This window comes from Streptomyces sp. 1-11, assembly GCF_007176755.1.
Lineage (GTDB): Bacteria > Actinomycetota > Actinomycetes > Streptomycetales > Streptomycetaceae > Streptomyces.
This window is the reverse complement of record NZ_BJTV01000006.1, coordinates 1-15377: the sequence shown is the minus strand read 5'-3', so window position 1 is coordinate 15377 and position 15377 is coordinate 1. Positions and strand designations below refer to the sequence as shown.

Here is a 15377-nt window from a genome sequence, read left to right as displayed (position 1 = left end):
GGTGCCTCCCGACCGGTTTTCAGCGCGTTTCCCGCGGGTCTGTCACGAGGGCGTACCGGCGTGAACGTACACATCGCCCTCGGCTACGTCGTCGACCTCCTCGGCCTTTACGACGGAGAAGCCGGCCAGCCGCAGAATCCCGACCAATGCCGTCTGCATGATTACAACGACCTCGGTGTAACGCTTCCATTCCGGCGCCGCCGGGTTCTGCCGGTCCGTCACTGCCTGCAGACCGGTCTCCGCAAGTTCGGGGGCGCTCCAACGGACGTAGACGCCTCCGGCGTACTCGCCCTCATCGTTGACTTCGACCCAGACGCCGGGTTGTTTCGGCATGCCCGGAAGTTCGACGTACGCGGGAAGACCGGCCCGGCGGAGTTCATGGCAGACCAGATCTGCCAGGTCGTACCCAGCGCCTTCGGGCCGACTCTCGGGGTCTGTGTACGTCACTGGACATCTCCTGATGTGAGGTCATCTCTACTGATGCTGACGCCGGGGAAGGCGACCTTGCGAGGCGCGTGAAAGGTGTGCCGGAGCAGAGGCTCAATCTCCGGCACCCCTCGAAAACCAGTGGAGTGGTGCCGTCGGCTCCCACTACCGTGCTGCCGGACCGAGTCGCCCAGGCAAGGACGTGCCGTTGTACACCGTGTGAGACCCCCCGAGTGCTGATCGGTCGCGCGTCGCGCGTTTCGCGCCGTGCTGATTTCTGCTGCGGACTTCTCACTGAAGACGGTGTACTTCTGTGCTCAATAGCTGGGTGGTCATGCCCACCTGCCTGCCGACGGTTCTCCGGCGCTGCCACGCCTGCGCGTCCGGACGCTTCCGGACGACCGGCAAGTTCCGGGTCAACGCGAACCACAAGCTCATCGACGTCTGGCTCCTCGCGCTCTGCGCCGACTGCGGGGAGACGACGAAGATCACGGTCCTGGAGCGGGCGAACGTGCGCTCCGTACGGCCCGAACTGCTGGACCGGGCCCACGGCAACGACCCCGCCCTGGCGGCCGAGACGCTCCGGGACCCGGTCGTGCGGCGACGCAACCGCATCGCCCTCGACTGGGACGGCGCCTGGCGGCTCGACACCGGCGGAACGGATCACCTGGACCGCGAGGTGATCGACGTGTCGGTCAGCTTCGCGGCGCCGATCCCCGTCCGGCCGGTACGGCTGATCGCCGACGGCTGCGGTCTCTCACGGGCCGCGGTCGAGCGGCTGGCCGAGGAGGGCAGGCTCGTCTCGGCGGTCCGGCTGGGCGGCCGGCTCTCCGGCGACTTCACCTTCACGCTCAAGCGCTGAGCGCTGAGAGCTGAGCGGAACCAGGGGCCTGTCCGGCCGTATCCGCCGGGCAGGCCCCTGTCGTACGCCGGCGCCGCGTGACAGGACCGATGCGCGGACGTGATGTCCTCCTGGCAGGGTGATCACGGTGGAGATGTGTGAGGGAGTCAACCGCCGCCGGGGAGTGGGGCGGAGAGGGGCCGCCGCCCCGGCCGGGCGGCTCCGGGCGGCCGTCGGGCCGGTGCTTCTCCTGGCCGCGGTGCTCGCGGGCCTCGCCGGCTGCGCGCCCTCCGACGAGCCCGAGCTGGTCGTGCCGTCGGTCTTCTACGTCTCGCGCGACCCCGGCAGCACCGACAGGCTCGACGTCCAGGAGCGGGGGGCCGCCCGCGTCACGGTCACCTTCGACGCCCGTGACCTCAAGGGCGTCGCCGTCCTCAGAACGGCGATGGACGCCTGTCCCGTCCGGCTGCCGGTCTTCCGCTGCACCGGGCAGGACGACGTCTCGCGGAGCGGGATCCACCAGTACTTCCGCCTCGGTCCCGCGCGGGGCGCCACGGCGGGCGACTCGGCCGTGCTGCGCTACCGGGTGACCTCGCCCGGCTCGCCCGCCGTCACGGCAAGCTCCCGCATCGTGGTCGGCAAGCCGGTCCTGGCGGTCGACGCGCGCCCCGACCGGCACGACGTCGACCCGGGCGGCACCCTCGCCGTCGCGCTGACCGTGACCAACACCGGCGACGTGCCCGCCCGCGGAGTCGCCCTCTTCATGAGCACGCGGGACGGCCTCGCGCCGGCCGTGAAGCACGGCAACTGCCGTTACCGGGACGCCTCGACGTGGTGCGGTCTGCCGGCCGCCGACGTCGTCATCCCGCCCGGCGCCTCCTACCGTCTCGGCGCCCGGGAGGTCCTCAGGGCCGGCCGCGACGCCACGTACCCCGGCGTCTCCTTCCGGGCCGCGGCCCTCGGCACCGACTACGTGCCCCCGGAGGAGCTGGCGGCACAGTACGAGCCGGGCGACGGCGCCGCGCTGCGCCTGGTGCCCGCCGCTGACCGGGTCGCGGGCAAGGCCGGCGCGGACTCGGCGGACCTGAAGGTGCGCGTCCGCAACGAGAGCGACCTGGTCGCCGTGGCCGGCACCGCCACAGGGCCCGTCGGCAGCCGTGCCACGGTGCGCGTCGGCGTGCGCAACGACGGCCCCGGTGCGCTGCCCGCCCCGGTGCGGGTCGAGTTCACGGTGCCGTCGGGCACCACCGTCGTGTCGTCCCCCTACGAGTTCGAGCGGGACGAGGAAGTCATCGACCAGGAGTGCCGCGCTCTCGCCCCGGACGGCACGCCCTTGGCCGATCCGTCCGCGAGACAGCCGAGCGCGCGCCGGTACGTGTGCACGGCGAGCAGGGCGGCGGTGGGAGCCACGACGACCTTCCCTTTCACCCTCCGCATCGACCGGGACGGCCCCCACCGAGGCGGGCGGGTCACCGTCTCCGGTGGCGGGGCCGGGAGCCCCGGCCGCGACACCGCGACCGCGAACGACACCGCCGAGGTGGCCGTGTCGGTCTGGCCCGGCCCCGCCTGGGCCACCCCCGGCCGCTGCGTGGCGGCCGCGGTCGTCCTCGCCCTGCTGCTCCTCGCCGCGGCCCTCAGCGCGTGGCGCCGGAGGCGCGTGCGCTGACGCGCGACGGGGGAGGCCACCGGCTCAGCCGGCGCTCCGTTCGAGGACCGACGGGAGGACCTTCTCGGCGATGTCGACGAGAGCGCCGTCCTGCGGGAGGGCGCCGGACTGGCTCCACACGGTGATGTCGTAGTAGCCGCCCCGGTCCTTCCGGTCGAGGGCGATGGACAGCGACCTGGCCAAGGGGCCTCGCTCGACCGGCCCGCCGTTGTGCTCCTTGCTGAAGTCGATCGTGAACTTCATGGTGTGGTCCGAGGAGAAGAACGCGGGCCGGCCGAGGACCTTGAGCGTCTTCACGTCCTTCTCCACCCTGTCGCCGGCGATGTCGAACAGCCTCACGTACTGGGCGGTCGTCAAGTGGTTGTAGGTGGCCGAGAGTTTGACGGTGTACGTGTCGAACGAGACCTGCGCCTCCGGCTCGGCGACCTTGTCGTCGGTGAGGAGGGCGGTGCCGCTGCTGCCGGAAGCCGTGTACGCGATCTCCCGGGGCGTTCCGAGGAGCCGGGCCAGGTCGGGCCGGTTGAGCGCCTCGCACAGCTGGTCGCCGGTAACGGCCCGGGGTGTCCTCTGGTACGCCTTCGACGGCTTCTCGTCCTCCGCGTGCGAACACGAGGCGGGCTCAGGGGAGTTGTCGTCGGCCGGCAGCACCCGCGGGCCCAGCCACAGCGCGGCCGCGAGCGCGCCGAACAGGCCGACCGCCGCGAGGGCCTGGCCCCATGCGTTGTGGTCCCTCTCCGGCGCACCGGTGGCGGGGCGCGGCCCGGCCCCGGCCTGAGCGGGGACCTGGGCCGGCGCCTGCGCGGCGGCGAGGACCGGGGCCGGGACCTGCGCGGGCGCCGGAGAAGAAGCAGGAGCCGAATCCGGAGCCGCAGCCGAATCCGCGGGGCCGGCCGGAGGTGAGACCGGAGCCGCAGCCGGAGGCGAGACCGGAACCTGCGCCGGGACCGGAGCCTGTGCCGAGGCCCGGGCCCGCGCCTCGCGGCGTGCCTGGAGTGCCCGGACCACCATGCGGACGCGTATCGCGGTGAACACGAGGAAGACCGCGCCGATGCCGGCCGCGACCCAGCTCCGTTCTACGACGGCGAGATACATGATGCGCACGCCGAAGACGGATCCGACCAGGATCATCAGGGGCTCGCGGACCCAGAACGGCAGGACGCGCAGGAGGAGACCGAGCATTTGGTGATCTCACCAGGACAGAGCGGTGTCCGCCGTGGTGGAGGCCACAGTTCCGGGGGCGTTCGGGGCCGTGTCGAAGTCGTGACCCGCCGCCCCGTCCAGCTCGCACCAGACCGTCTTGTGGTCCGGACCCTGGTCGACGCCCCAGCGCTGGGCGAGGGCGTCGACCAGGAGCAGGCCCCGGCCGGACTCGGCGGTGTCGGCGGCCGCCCGCAGCACGGGCAGGGCGCGCGCGTCGGGGTCGGTGACCTCGACGCGCGCGCGGCCGTGGGGCGTGCCGGTCACCCGGACCGTGACCGGAGTGCCCGCGCCGAGGTGGTCGATGACGTTCGTCAGCAACTCCGTGACGCACAGGCGCACTTCGTGGCAGTGAGTGACCAGGCGGTGGCGCAGCTCCGGTACCGCCTCCGGGGTGGCGAGCAGGTCGAGTTCGAACGTCACCGCTCCACCGCCGTTCCGCGCAGGGCGGCGGCGAGCGCCTGGGCCGTCGCCGTGTTGCAGTTCCCGAGCGCGACGAGCCCCGCGGGCGGTGTGTAGGTGCTGGCGAGGCTCGCCAGGTCCACCCGGAGCGAGGGCAGTGTGATGCCGTGCAGGGCGAGGGCGGCGCGCAGGTTCTCCACGCAGAGGGTGACGTCGTAGGCGGTGGGGGAGTGGTCGGGCATGGGGGCTCCGGCCTTCTGTGCGGTGAGTTACGAACACCTCACACAGTGTCGCCCGGCTCGCTACCGTGGAAGAGGGTTCGCGTCCGCGACGCGAGCAGCGGAATCGGCAAGGTGAGTTACGGCGGTGAGCACGTGGTCCGGCGCAAGGACATCGACGGTTCGATCAGCGTCCCCGACTTCTACGGCAAGGAGTTGAGGTGGCAGCGGGAGGCGGCGGGGCTGTCGCTTGAGCGGCTGGTCGAGGGCAGCTTCTACGGCAAGTCGCACCTCAGCGACATCGAGCACGGAAAGCGGCGCATGCCGATGGATCTGGCCCGCCACGTGGACCGGGTACTGGGCACCGACGGCTACTTCGAACGGCACTGTGAGGATGTGCGGCGGGCGCGGCGGGGGCCGCACGCCGCCTACTTCGAGCGAGTTCTGGAGGCCGAGAAGCACGCCGAGTCCATCGAGGAATGGTCCCCCAGTACTTTGCCCGGTCTGCTTCAGACCGCTCCATACGCGCGGGCACTGGTCAGGTCCGCCCACCCGGCGGCCTCCGATGACTGGGTCGAGGAGAAGGTGCAAGCACGGCTCGACCGCGCGCGCCTCTTCGAGGACGACCACTCCGTCCCGGAGTACTGGGCGATTCTGCACGAGTCGCTGTTGCACGACTCGTTTCTGGCACCGGGAGAGCTGGCCGAGCAACTCGACCGCATCGTGAAGTTGACCGAGCAGCGCCGCATCGTTCCGCAGATTGTGCCGCGGAACTGCGGAGCGTATCCGCTGATGGCGGCCTCCATCATGGTCATGACCTTCCCGGACGCGCCACCGTTGATCTACACCGAGGCGTCCTACAGCGGAGACACCATCGATGATCCGGCTCTCGTGAAGCAGTACCGCAAGGCATACGATCGCCTCAGGGCCGTCGCGTTGTCACCAGACACGTCCCTGGCCATCATCGATGCAGCGGCAGAGGATTACCGAAATGGCGAGCAACCGCACCGACTTGAGTGACGCTCTCTGGTGCAAGAGCAGTTACAGCAACGGTGACGGTGGCGACTGCGTCGAAGTGGCCAGCGACTTCCCCGGCGCCGCCCTCTGGCGCAAGTCGAGCTACAGCAATGGCGACGGCGGCAACTGCCTAGAAGTCGCCGTCGGCATCCCCGGCCTCGTCCCCGTCCGGGACTCCAAGGTCCCGGACGGCCCCGCCCTCCTCCTCGGCGCGGCCGCCTGGGCTCACTTCGTGGACGCGCTCAGGTCGTAGGTTCGTCGAACCGGGCCAGGTCCCGCAGCCAGGCACGCGCGTTGCCGTCGGACGGGGCCCGCCAGTCGCCGCGCGGGGACAGCGAGCCGCCGGCCGAGACCTTCGGCCCGTTCGGCATGGCCGAGCGCTTGAACTGCGCGAACGCGAAGAAGCGGCGGCAGAAGACCTCCAGCCAGCGCCGGATCTCCGGCAGGTCGTACGCCACCCGCTTGGCCTCGGGGAAGTTCGGCGGCCAGTCGCCGGCGTCCGCATCGTGCCAGGCGTGCCAGGCCAGGAACGCGATCTTCGACGGCCGGAAGCCGAACCGCAGCACGTGGAAGAGTGTGAAGTCGTGCAGCGCGTACGGGCCGATCTTCGACTCCGTCGACTGCATCTCCTCGCCCGGCACCAGCTCCGGGCTGATCTCGGTGTCGAGGATCGCGGCGAGCGTCCGGCCGGTCTCCTCGTCGAACTGGCCGCTGCTGATGACCCAGCGGATCAGGTGCTGCATCAGCGTCTTGGGTACACCGGAGTTGACGTTGTAGTGGCTCATCTGGTCGCCGACGCCGTACGTGGACCAGCCGAGCGCCAGCTCCGAGAGGTCGCCGGTGCCGAGCACGATGCCGCCGCGCTGGTTGGCCAGCCGGAAGAGGTAGTCCGTGCGCAGGCCCGCCTGCACGTTCTCGAAGGTGACGTCGTACACCGGCTCGCCGGAGGCGAACGGGTGGTCCATCTCCTTCAGCATCAGCCGCGCGGTGGGCGTGATGTCCAGCTCGGCCGCGGTGACCCCGAGCGAGCGCATCAGCTTGTGGGCGTTGTCCTTGGTGTGGTTGCTGGTGGCGAAGCCGGGCAGGGTCCAGGCCAGGATGTCGCTGCGCGGGCGGCCCGCCCGGTCCATCGCGCGGGCGGCGACGATCAGCGCGTGCGTGGAGTCCAGACCGCCGGAGACCCCGATGACCACCTTCGGGCCGCCGATCGCCGCCAGCCGCTGCTGGAGGCCCGCGACCTGGATGTTGTAGGCCTCGTAGCAGTCCTGGGCGAGGCGGCCGGGGTCGGCCGGCACGAACGGGAAGCGCTCCAGACGGCGGCGCAGCCCCAGGTCGGCGGCGGGCGGGTCGAGTTCGAAGGCGACGGTCCGGAAGTCACCGGTGCGCGCCCGGTGGGTACGGCGGTTGTCGTCGAACGTGCCCATCCGCTGCCGCTCCTGCCGCAGCAGGTCCAGGTCCACGTCGGCCACCGCCTGGCTGTCGCCGAGCGGGAACCGCTCGGTCTCGGCGAGCAGCAGGCCGTTCTCGTAGACCATGGCCTGGCCGTCCCAGGACAGGTCGGTGGTCGACTCGCCGAGGCCGGCCGCGGCGTAGACGTACGCGGCGATGCAGCGGGAGGACGCCGAACGGCACAGCAGCTTGCGGTCCTCGGCCCGCCCGACCGTGATCGGGCTGCCCGAGAGGTTGACCAGGACCGTCGCGCCGGCCAGGGCCGCCTCCGCGCTGGGCGGCACCGGCACCCACATGTCCTCGCAGATCTCCGCGTGCAGCACCAGGCCGGACACGTCCTCGGCGGCGAACAGCAGGTCCACGCCGAACGGGACGCTCGCGCCGCCGAGCCGGATCGACCCGCCGCGCTCGTCGGCGCCGTCGCCGATCTGCCGGCGCTCGTAGAACTCGCGGTAGTTCGGCGGGTACGACTTCGGCACGACGCCGAGGACCCGGCCGCGGTGCACGATCACCGCGCAGTTGTAGACCCGGTTGCGGTGGCGCAGCGGGGCGCCGACGACCAGGACCGGCAGCAGCCCGGCCGATCCCGCCACCACGTCCTCGAGCGCCTCCTCGACCTCGTCGAGCAGCGCGTCCTGGAGCAGCAGGTCCTCGATGGAGTAGCCGCACAGCACCATCTCCGGGAAGACGGCGACGGCGACGCCGTCCCCGTCGCACCGGCGGGCGTGGCGCAGGACCGTCTCGGCGTTGGCGCGCGGGTCCGCGATGACGGTGTGACCCGTACACGCGGCGACCCGTGCGAAGCCGTGCTGATAGATCGACCAGAAGTTCGTCGCAGACACGGGCCCAGTGTAATCGTCAGAGCGACACGATGGGGGTGCGGGGGGTGCGCGCCGCCCGCGTGAACGGCGAAGGGGCGTGGGGTGCACGCACCCCACGCCCCTCCTACCGGATCAGCGGATCAGTGACGCCGGTACGACTGGACGTAGCCGTTTGCGGGCGAGCCCACGCCGGTGACGTCGTCGTAGCCCTTCACCGCGGACAGCGAGCTGTCCTTGCCGAGGCTGCGGACCGAGGTCGCGAGGCCGTCGGCGGCGTCGACGCCGTTCACGAAGTCGATCCGGACGACCGCCAGGCCGGAGCCCGTCGGGTTGTCCGTGACGTCGTGGAACACGCCCTGCTTGCCGTACTTCGCGTAGATCGCCGGGTTGGCGAAGCCGAGCGCCTTGCCGCCGCGCGCCTCCTGGGCCAGGGCCTGGACCGCCGCGATCACCGGAGCCGCCAGCGAGGTGCCGCCGATGCGGTACTCGCTGTACTGCTCGCTGCCGTCGGGGAAGGTCTGGGTCTGGCCGACCAGGAAGCCCGTGTTCGGGTCGGCGATCGCCGCGATGTCCGGGACGACGCGGTTGCCGGCGGCGTTGTTGGCCGTGGCGAGCGCCTTCGGGACGACGTTCTTCTGGTAGTACGGCTGCGGCACGGTCCTGCTGGTGCCGCCGCCCGCGCCCGAGGTGTAGGCGCCGGGGAAGTTCGTCCAGCTCTTGCCGTCGGCCGACAGGGACGCCTTCTCGGTGCCCCAGCCGGTCTCCCACTGGTACTTGTCGCCCTTGCCGACGGCCAGCGAGGTGCCGCCGACCGCGGTCACCCACGCCGAGTTGGCCGGGGTGTCGACCTGCTTCACACCGGTGTTGGCGACCTCGTCGCCGTTGTCGCCGGAGGAGAAGTAGAAGCCGATGCCCTGGACGGCGCCGAACTGGAAGACCTGGTCGTAGGCGGCCGCGAGGTCCGGCGTCTGGTTGGCCTCGATGTCGCCCCACGAGTTGGAGACGATGTCGGCCAGGTGACCGTCGACGATCTTGCTGAGCGAGTCCAGCAGGTCGTCGTCGTAGCAGGACGCGGCGCCCACGTACGTGACGTCGGCGGCCGGCGCGACGGCGTGCACGGCCTCGACGTCGAGGGTCTCCTCGCCGTACCAGCCGGCCGCGCCGCACTCCTCGGTCTTCGTGTAGTTCTTCGGCAGCGACTGGTGGAGCTGGCCGGTCTTCCAGGCCGCGTCACCGTTCTTCTTCGCGTACTTGGCCGCGTCGAAGGCGATGGTCGGCGAGGCGTACGCGTCGGTGATGGCGATGCGCACGTGCTTGCCGGTGTACTTGCCCGCGCCGTAGGCGGAGCGGAGCTGCTTGCCGGTGTAACCCTTGATCGCGTACGGGGCCTTCTGGCCGTACGCGTCCGGCAGCGTGCTCGCGATCTTCGAGCCGTAGTACGAGGAGAACGGCCCGGAGTTCTTGAACACGGCGTCCGGCGGCGGGAGCTGGTCCTTGTGCTGCGCCTTGTGCGGGGCGTTGTCCAGACCGGTGACGGTCAGGACGGCGCCCTTCAGGGCGGCCGGCGCGGACGCGGTCTTCGCCGGGGCGCGGTAGGTCTTCGAGCCCTTGGCGAAGTTGTGCAGCTGGGTGCCGAACGCCTTCTCGGCGGCGGCCACGTCACCGGAGACGGCGACGTAGTGCGAGGTGACCTCGGTGACCGTCAGACCGGCCGACCGCAGCCAGGACTTGACGGCGGCCACCTGGGCCTTGGTCGCACCGAAGCGGGCCTCGGCCTGCTTGGGCTTGAGGAACTTGCCGTACAGCGGCGAGTTCGGGTCGGACACGGCCTTGGCGTAGGCCGCCAGTCCCGCCGAGTCCCGTCCCGCCAGGTAGACCCGGGCCTTGACCTGGGCGTTGTTCGAGGTGGCGCCCTTGTCCGCCTTGGCGGTGGCCCAGGCGGGCCGGGTGCCCTTCAGCGCGTCACGGGCCGGGCTGTCCGCGGCGTGCGCCGCGGGTATGCCCAGCGCCAGCGCACCGGCGATCATCGGCAGCGTCGCTGCCATGCTCACGCCGGCACGCACCTTAACGCGGTTGGATCTCATAGAACCCCCTGCGATGCGGATCGCATGCATGTAGTGGCTGGTACGTCGTGGAAGTACGCACCGGTCCGCGGCGGTTCGAAGCGGCGAGTGGATCACACGACGCTGGCCACTCTTGCGATGAACCGTTCATGCCAGGGGAACGCAAAGGTCAAGAAAAGCTCAAAGAACCTTCATCTAGGGCGATTTGCGAATTTCACTATCGTCGGTCCGGCTCGTGTCGCTACGAACGGGGTTGCGCGCCCCGCTCCTTGAGCATTCCGGCCATCAGCTCGATCTCCGACCGCTGCGAGGCGACCATGCCCTGCGCGAGCCGCTTCTCCACCCCGACCGTGCACTTGGCGGCACAGCCCTGCGCCATGTGGACGCCGCCCTTGTGATGGTCCGTCATCAGCTGGAGGAAGAAGACCTCGGCCTGCTTGCCGTTGAGCGTGCCCAGCTTCTTCATCTCGGCGTTGGTCGCCATCCCCGGCATCAGCGCCCCGTCCTCGCCGGCGGGCATGTCGCCCATGCCCATCCAGGTCATCGGCGGATCCGCGGACACCTTCGGCAGCCCCCACAGGTCCAGCCAGCCCAGCAGCATGCCGCGCTGGTTGGCCTGGGTCTGCGCGATGTCGTAGGCGAGGCGGCGCACCTCCTCGTTCTTCGTGCGGTCGCGCACGATGTACGACATCTCCACGGCCTGCTGGTGGTGGACGGCCATGTCCCGGGCGAACCCGGCGTCGGCGGAATCGGCCGCCGGCGTCCCGCCGGCCGACCCGCCGGAGTCCTCGGCCACCGCGTAGGTGATCGCCCCGGCCGCGACGAGCACCGCCGCGGCCGCGCCCGCCGCCCAGCCGACGTGCTGCCGCCTCACTTCATCGCCCCGCCGGTGCAGGAGGCGCCCGGCTCGGGCGTCTGCTTGCCCTGCACATAGGTGGCGAAGAACTTGTCCACCTCCGGGTCGCTCGCGCTCTTCACGGTCACCTGGTGGCCCCACGCGGACAGGATCAGCGGGGCGGCCTGGTTCTCGTACGGGCTCATCAGCGAGTACGGCGTCTTCTTCACCTTCGCCGCGAGCGCGTCCACGTCCGCCTTGCCGGCCTTCTTGGTGTACGTCACCCACACCGCGCCGTGCTCCAGCGCGTGCACCGCGTTCTCGTTCTGCACCGGCTCGGTGTAGACGTCGCCGTTGCAGTTGAGCCACACCGGGTTGTGGTTGCCGCCGACCGGCGGGTGCATCGGGTACGACACCTTGCTGGTGACGTGCGTCCGCGACAGCTTCCCGGACCAGGTCCGCACCCCGTCCGCGCCGGTGGTGAAGTGCCCCGAGTCGCCGGCGTTCTTGGCGTCCTCGCTCGCGGCCGCGTCCTTCTTGCCGGACTGGGAGTTCACCAGCACCACACCGCCGACGGCGAGGCCGGCGACGACGACCACGCTGGCGGCGATGGCGATCACCCGGTTGCGGCGTGCGCGGGCTCGCTCGGCACGCCGCATCTCCTCGACGCGTGCCTTGCGCGCGGCGCTGCTGTTCTTGGCGGATCCCATGAGGCGTGTCCTTCTGGGGAAAGGGGCGTGGACGAAGGGGCTCGCCGATCGTAGTGGGCCCCGGGGGCTCTTCCGCAGTGAGGGCACGGGAAACCGAATAATTTGAACCTCGGATGCGTATTACCTACCCTCGCGGTATGAGGCTGCTGCGCTCCACCGACCTGGCCCTGCGGGTCCTCATGCGGCTCACCGTCGCCGACGAGACCAGCCCCACGACCCGTCAGGTCGCGGGGGACATGGACGTGCCCTACACCCACGCCGCCAAGGTGGTCGCCGAACTCCAGCACATGGGCCTGCTCGACGCGCGCCGCGGCAGGGGCGGAGGCCTGAGTCTGACCGAAAAGGGACGCACGGCGTCGGTGGGCGCCGTGGTGCGCGCCTTCGAGGGCGACGGCGACGTCGTCGACTGCGACGGCGCCGGCCAGGGCGCCACCCCCTGCCCGCTGAACTCGGGCTGCCGGCTGCGGGGCGCGCTGCGCCAGGCGCAGGAGGCGTTCTACGCGGCGCTGGACCCGGTGACGGTGCAGGACATCGTCGTCAGCCCGACGGCTCCGCTGCTGCTGAGCATCGGCAGGGCGCCGCAGCCGCGGTAGGGGGCGCGCGGCGCCGCGGGGGACGCGTCCGCGTACCGGTGTCGGGCGGGAGGGCGCCGTGCCGGTGAGCGGAAGGGTGCCCTGCCGTGAGCGGAAGGGCGCCCCGCGGGACCTCGTCGGTCCCGCGGGGCGCCCTTCTCGTCCCGGCCCGGCCGTGCCGGGGCTCCGCGCCGGGGTCAGGCCGCCTTGGCGAGCCAGAGGTCCGGGCCGAACACCTCGTAGTGGATGTCGGCGGGGGCCACGCCCTTCTCGATGAGCTGGGCGCGCACCGCCCGCATGAAGGGCAGCGGACCGCAGAGGTAGGCCCGGGTGCCGGCCGGGACCTCGACGTCGGTCAGGTCGACCAGACCGGGCCGTCCGGCGCCCTCGGCGTCCTGCTCGTAGAAGAAGACCGGCTCGGCCTCGGGCAGCTTGGCCGTGTACGCCTCGTGGTCCGAGCGCAGGGCGTGCGCGGCGGGGGAGCGGTCGGCGTGCACCACGGTCACCGGGGCCCGGTGCCCGCCGATGGCGAGCTGCTCCAGCATGGCGATCATCGGGGTGACGCCGATGCCTGCGGAGGCGAGCAGCAGCGGCGCCCCGGTGTCCTCCAGGACCAGGTCGCCGTAGGGGGCGGAGAGCTGCAGGACGTCGCCCTCGCGCACGTGGGCGTGCAGGTGGTTGGAGACCTCGCCCTCGGGCGCGGCGCCGTCGCCGGCCACCCGCTTGACGGCGAACCGCCGCTCCGGCGAGCCGGGGGCCGCGGTGAGGCTGTACTGGCGGATCTGCCGGGCGCCGTCGGCGAGGGTGACGCCGACCGAGACGTACTGGCCGGCGCGGTAGCCGGGCACCGGGCCGTCGTCCACCGGGCGGAGCCTGAAGCTCGCGACGTCGGCGGTCTCGTCGATCCGCTCGACGACCCGCCACTCGCGCCAGCCCTGCTGCTCGCTCTGCGCGTACAGCCGCTTCTCGATCGCGATGAGCGCGTTGGCCATCAGCCAGTAGACGTCTGTCCAGGCGGCGGCGACCTCGGGGGTGACCGCGTCGCCGAGTATCTCGGCGATGGCGGCGAACAGGTGCTCGTGCACGATCGGGTACTGCTCCGGGACGATCGCCAGCGAGGCGTGCTTGTGGGCGATGCGCTCGAGCATCGCGTCGGGCCGCTGCTCGGGGTTGTTCACCAGGTAGGCGGCGAAGGCGGCGATGGAGCCGGCCAGGGCCTGCTTCTGGACCCCGGCGGCCTGGTTGCCGCGGTTGAACAGATTCCGCAGCAGCTCGGGGTGGGCCTCGAACAGCCGGGCGTAGAAGCGTTCGGTGATCTCGCCGATGGCCGCGCCGACGGCGGGCAGGGTGGCGCGGACGGTGGCTGCTGACTGCTCGGACAGCATCAGGACTCCTCGATGTGCACGATCGCTCCGGCTCGCTCGATCGCTCGGCTGATCAGAACGCTATTGAAACTTGCATCCTGGATGCAAATTAAAGGCCCGTGGTGTCGGTCACGCCCGGACCGGACCGGCCGTTACGGATGCCGTCCCGGACAGGCAAGATGGGCTGCAGCGCGGTACACCTGCCGTATGTGAGGCGTTCAGGCCGGGGACGCCCGGGCGATCAAGGTCCGCAACGCGCGTGAAACGGTGTTGTGGTGTGATGCTCGGGTGCCCGACCGCCCGCCCCCGCCATGCGGGTGAACGGGCGGCCTGACCAGCAAGGATGGGGAAGCGGAAGATGGACAAGCAGCAGGAGTTCGTGCTCCGGACGTTGGAGGAGCGCGACATCCGGTTCGTACGCCTGTGGTTCACGGACGTGCTGGGCTTCCTCAAGTCCGTGGCCGTGGCTCCGGCCGAGCTGGAGCAGGCCTTCGACGAGGGCATCGGCTTCGACGGCTCCGCCATCGAGGGCTTCGCCCGGGTCTACGAGTCCGACATGATCGCCAAGCCGGACCCCTCCACCTTCCAGATCCTGCCCTGGCGCGCCGAGGGCCCCGGCACCGCCCGCATGTTCTGCGACATCCTGATGCCCGACGGCTCCCCGTCCTTCGCCGACCCGCGCTACGTCCTCAAGCGCGCCCTGGCCAAGACCTCCGACCTGGGCTTCACCTTCTACACCCACCCGGAGATCGAGTTCTTCCTGCTGAAGGACAAGCCGGTGGACGGCACCCGCCCCACCCCGGCCGACAACTCGGGCTACTTCGACCACACCCCGCAGAACGTGGGCATGGACTTCCGCCGGCAGGCGATCACCATGCTGGAGTCGATGGGCATCTCGGTGGAGTTCTCCCACCACGAGGGCGCCCCCGGCCAGCAGGAGATCGACCTGCGCTACGCCGACGCGCTGTCCACGGCGGACAACATCATGACGTTCCGCCTGGTCATGAAGCAGGTGGCGCTGGAGCAGGGCGTGCAGGCCACCTTCATGCCGAAGCCGTTCTCGGAGTTCCCCGGCTCCGGCATGCACACCCACCTGTCCCTCTTCGAGGGCGACCGCAACGCGTTCTACGAGTCCGGCGCCGAGTACCAGCTCTCCAAGGTCGGCCGCTCCTTCATCGCGGGCCTGCTCAGGCACGCGGCGGAGATCTCCGCGGTCACCAACCAGTGGGTGAACTCCTACAAGCGCATCTGGGGCGGCTCCGAGCGCACGGCGGGCGCCGGCGGCGAGGCCCCCTCCTACATCTGCTGGGGCCACAACAACCGCTCGGCCCTGGTCCGCGTGCCCATGTACAAGCCCGGCAAGACCGGCTCCGCCCGCGTGGAGGTCCGCTCCCTGGACTCCGGCACCAACCCGTACCTCGCCTACGCGGTCCTGCTGGCGGCCGGCCTCAAGGGCATCGAGGAGGGCTACGAGCTTCCCCCCGGCGCCGAGGACGACGTCTGGGCCCTGTCCAACGCCGAACGCCGCGCGATGGGCATCGAGCCCCTCCCGCAGAACCTCGGCGAGGCCCTGAGCCTCATGGAGAGCAGCGACCTGGTCGCCGAGACCCTGGGCGAGCACGTCTTCGACTTCTTCCTGCGCAACAAGAAGTCGGAGTGGGAGGAGTACCGCTCCGAGGTGACGGCGTTCGAGCTGCGGAAGAACCTGCCGGTGCTGTAGGGGCAGGTCGGGGCGGGGCACCCGCTGATCGGCGGAGGGGGGGGGCCGACGGTCGCTGACCGTCGGCCCCCCACGG

At 71.0% G+C, this 15377-nt stretch carries 15 protein-coding genes; 6 read left to right on the top strand and 9 right to left on the bottom strand.

What is annotated here, in order from left to right:
* Window positions 1-42 precede the first annotated feature (42 nt).
* A complete protein-coding gene (locus TNCT1_RS14250; protein ID WP_143631640.1) occupies window positions 43-447 on the bottom strand; it encodes a hypothetical protein in 405 nt (134 codons plus the stop codon).
* Between the two features lie 292 nt (window positions 448-739).
* Between TNCT1_RS14250 and TNCT1_RS14245 the strand changes: the two genes are divergently transcribed.
* Complete coding sequence (locus TNCT1_RS14245) at window positions 740-1288, top strand: DUF1062 domain-containing protein (protein WP_143631638.1); 549 nt, start codon at window positions 740-742, stop codon at window positions 1286-1288.
* Window positions 1289-1508: 220 nt separating this feature from the next.
* Window positions 1509-2933 (top strand): hypothetical protein, encoded by a 1425-nt coding sequence (locus TNCT1_RS14240; RefSeq protein WP_143631636.1) that lies wholly within the window; start codon window positions 1509-1511, stop codon window positions 2931-2933.
* A gap of 24 nt (window positions 2934-2957) precedes the next feature.
* Here the strand turns inward: TNCT1_RS14240 and TNCT1_RS14235 are convergent, their stop codons facing one another.
* From TNCT1_RS14235 to TNCT1_RS14225, 3 genes are read right to left on the bottom strand one after another with little or no spacing between them, the layout of a single operon-like run.
* Window positions 2958-4112, bottom strand: coding sequence for a DUF6215 domain-containing protein (locus TNCT1_RS14235; RefSeq protein WP_143631633.1), 1155 nt, complete (start codon window positions 4110-4112; stop codon window positions 2958-2960).
* 9 nt (window positions 4113-4121) lie between these two features.
* On the bottom strand, window positions 4122-4553 hold the full coding sequence (locus TNCT1_RS14230; protein ID WP_143631630.1) for an ATP-binding protein: 432 nt from the start codon (window positions 4551-4553) through the stop codon (window positions 4122-4124).
* Window positions 4550-4774: a hypothetical protein gene (locus TNCT1_RS14225; protein WP_143631627.1), complete on the bottom strand. Its 225-nt coding sequence runs from the start codon at window positions 4772-4774 to the stop codon at window positions 4550-4552. The genes TNCT1_RS14230 and TNCT1_RS14225 overlap by 4 nt, the downstream gene beginning before the upstream one ends.
* A 132-nt stretch (window positions 4775-4906) precedes the next feature.
* Here TNCT1_RS14225 and TNCT1_RS14220 point away from each other — a divergent pair, with 132 nt between their 5' ends.
* Both TNCT1_RS14220 and TNCT1_RS14215 read left to right on the top strand, forming a co-directional pair.
* Complete coding sequence (locus TNCT1_RS14220) at window positions 4907-5770, top strand: helix-turn-helix transcriptional regulator (RefSeq protein WP_174266317.1); 864 nt, start codon at window positions 4907-4909, stop codon at window positions 5768-5770.
* Complete coding sequence (locus tag TNCT1_RS14215) at window positions 5742-6020, top strand: DUF397 domain-containing protein (RefSeq protein ID WP_143631625.1); 279 nt, start codon at window positions 5742-5744, stop codon at window positions 6018-6020. Before TNCT1_RS14220 ends, TNCT1_RS14215 begins: the two co-directional genes overlap by 29 nt.
* On the opposite strand, the gene TNCT1_RS14210 is transcribed toward TNCT1_RS14215, so the two are convergent.
* The 4 genes from TNCT1_RS14210 to TNCT1_RS14195 all read right to left on the bottom strand — a co-directional run bounded on the left by TNCT1_RS14210 (window position 6010) and on the right by TNCT1_RS14195 (window position 11645).
* Window positions 6010-8058, bottom strand: coding sequence for an NAD(+) synthase (locus TNCT1_RS14210; RefSeq protein WP_143631623.1), 2049 nt, complete (start codon window positions 8056-8058; stop codon window positions 6010-6012). The two genes, TNCT1_RS14215 and TNCT1_RS14210, sit on opposite strands and share 11 nt — an antisense overlap.
* A 119-nt stretch (window positions 8059-8177) precedes the next feature.
* Window positions 8178-10121, bottom strand: a complete 1944-nt coding sequence (locus tag TNCT1_RS14205) for a protease pro-enzyme activation domain-containing protein (RefSeq protein WP_143631620.1) — start codon at window positions 10119-10121, stop codon at window positions 8178-8180.
* Window positions 10122-10341: 220 nt separating this feature from the next.
* The gene (locus tag TNCT1_RS14200; protein WP_143631618.1) at window positions 10342-10974 is read right to left on the bottom strand and encodes a DUF305 domain-containing protein; all 633 of its coding nucleotides are present in this window, start codon (window positions 10972-10974) and stop codon (window positions 10342-10344) included.
* Entirely contained in the window at window positions 10971-11645 is a 675-nt protein-coding gene (locus tag TNCT1_RS14195) for a DUF3105 domain-containing protein (RefSeq protein ID WP_143631615.1), read from the bottom strand. Before TNCT1_RS14195 ends, TNCT1_RS14200 begins: the two co-directional genes overlap by 4 nt.
* Window positions 11646-11782: 137 nt before the next feature.
* On the opposite strand from TNCT1_RS14195, the gene TNCT1_RS14190 reads away from it, so the two are divergent.
* Window positions 11783-12238, top strand: coding sequence for an Rrf2 family transcriptional regulator (locus TNCT1_RS14190; RefSeq protein WP_143631612.1), 456 nt, complete (start codon window positions 11783-11785; stop codon window positions 12236-12238).
* Window positions 12239-12414: 176 nt separating this feature from the next.
* Here TNCT1_RS14190 and TNCT1_RS14185 read toward each other — a convergent pair whose 3' ends face one another.
* Window positions 12415-13602: a globin domain-containing protein gene (locus TNCT1_RS14185; RefSeq protein WP_143631609.1), complete on the bottom strand. Its 1188-nt coding sequence runs from the start codon at window positions 13600-13602 to the stop codon at window positions 12415-12417.
* Between the two features lie 337 nt (window positions 13603-13939).
* Here TNCT1_RS14185 and glnA point away from each other — a divergent pair, with 337 nt between their 5' ends.
* A complete protein-coding gene (gene glnA / locus TNCT1_RS14180) occupies window positions 13940-15301 on the top strand; it encodes a type I glutamate--ammonia ligase (protein WP_143631607.1) in 1362 nt (453 codons plus the stop codon).
* Window positions 15302-15377 lie beyond the last annotated feature (76 nt).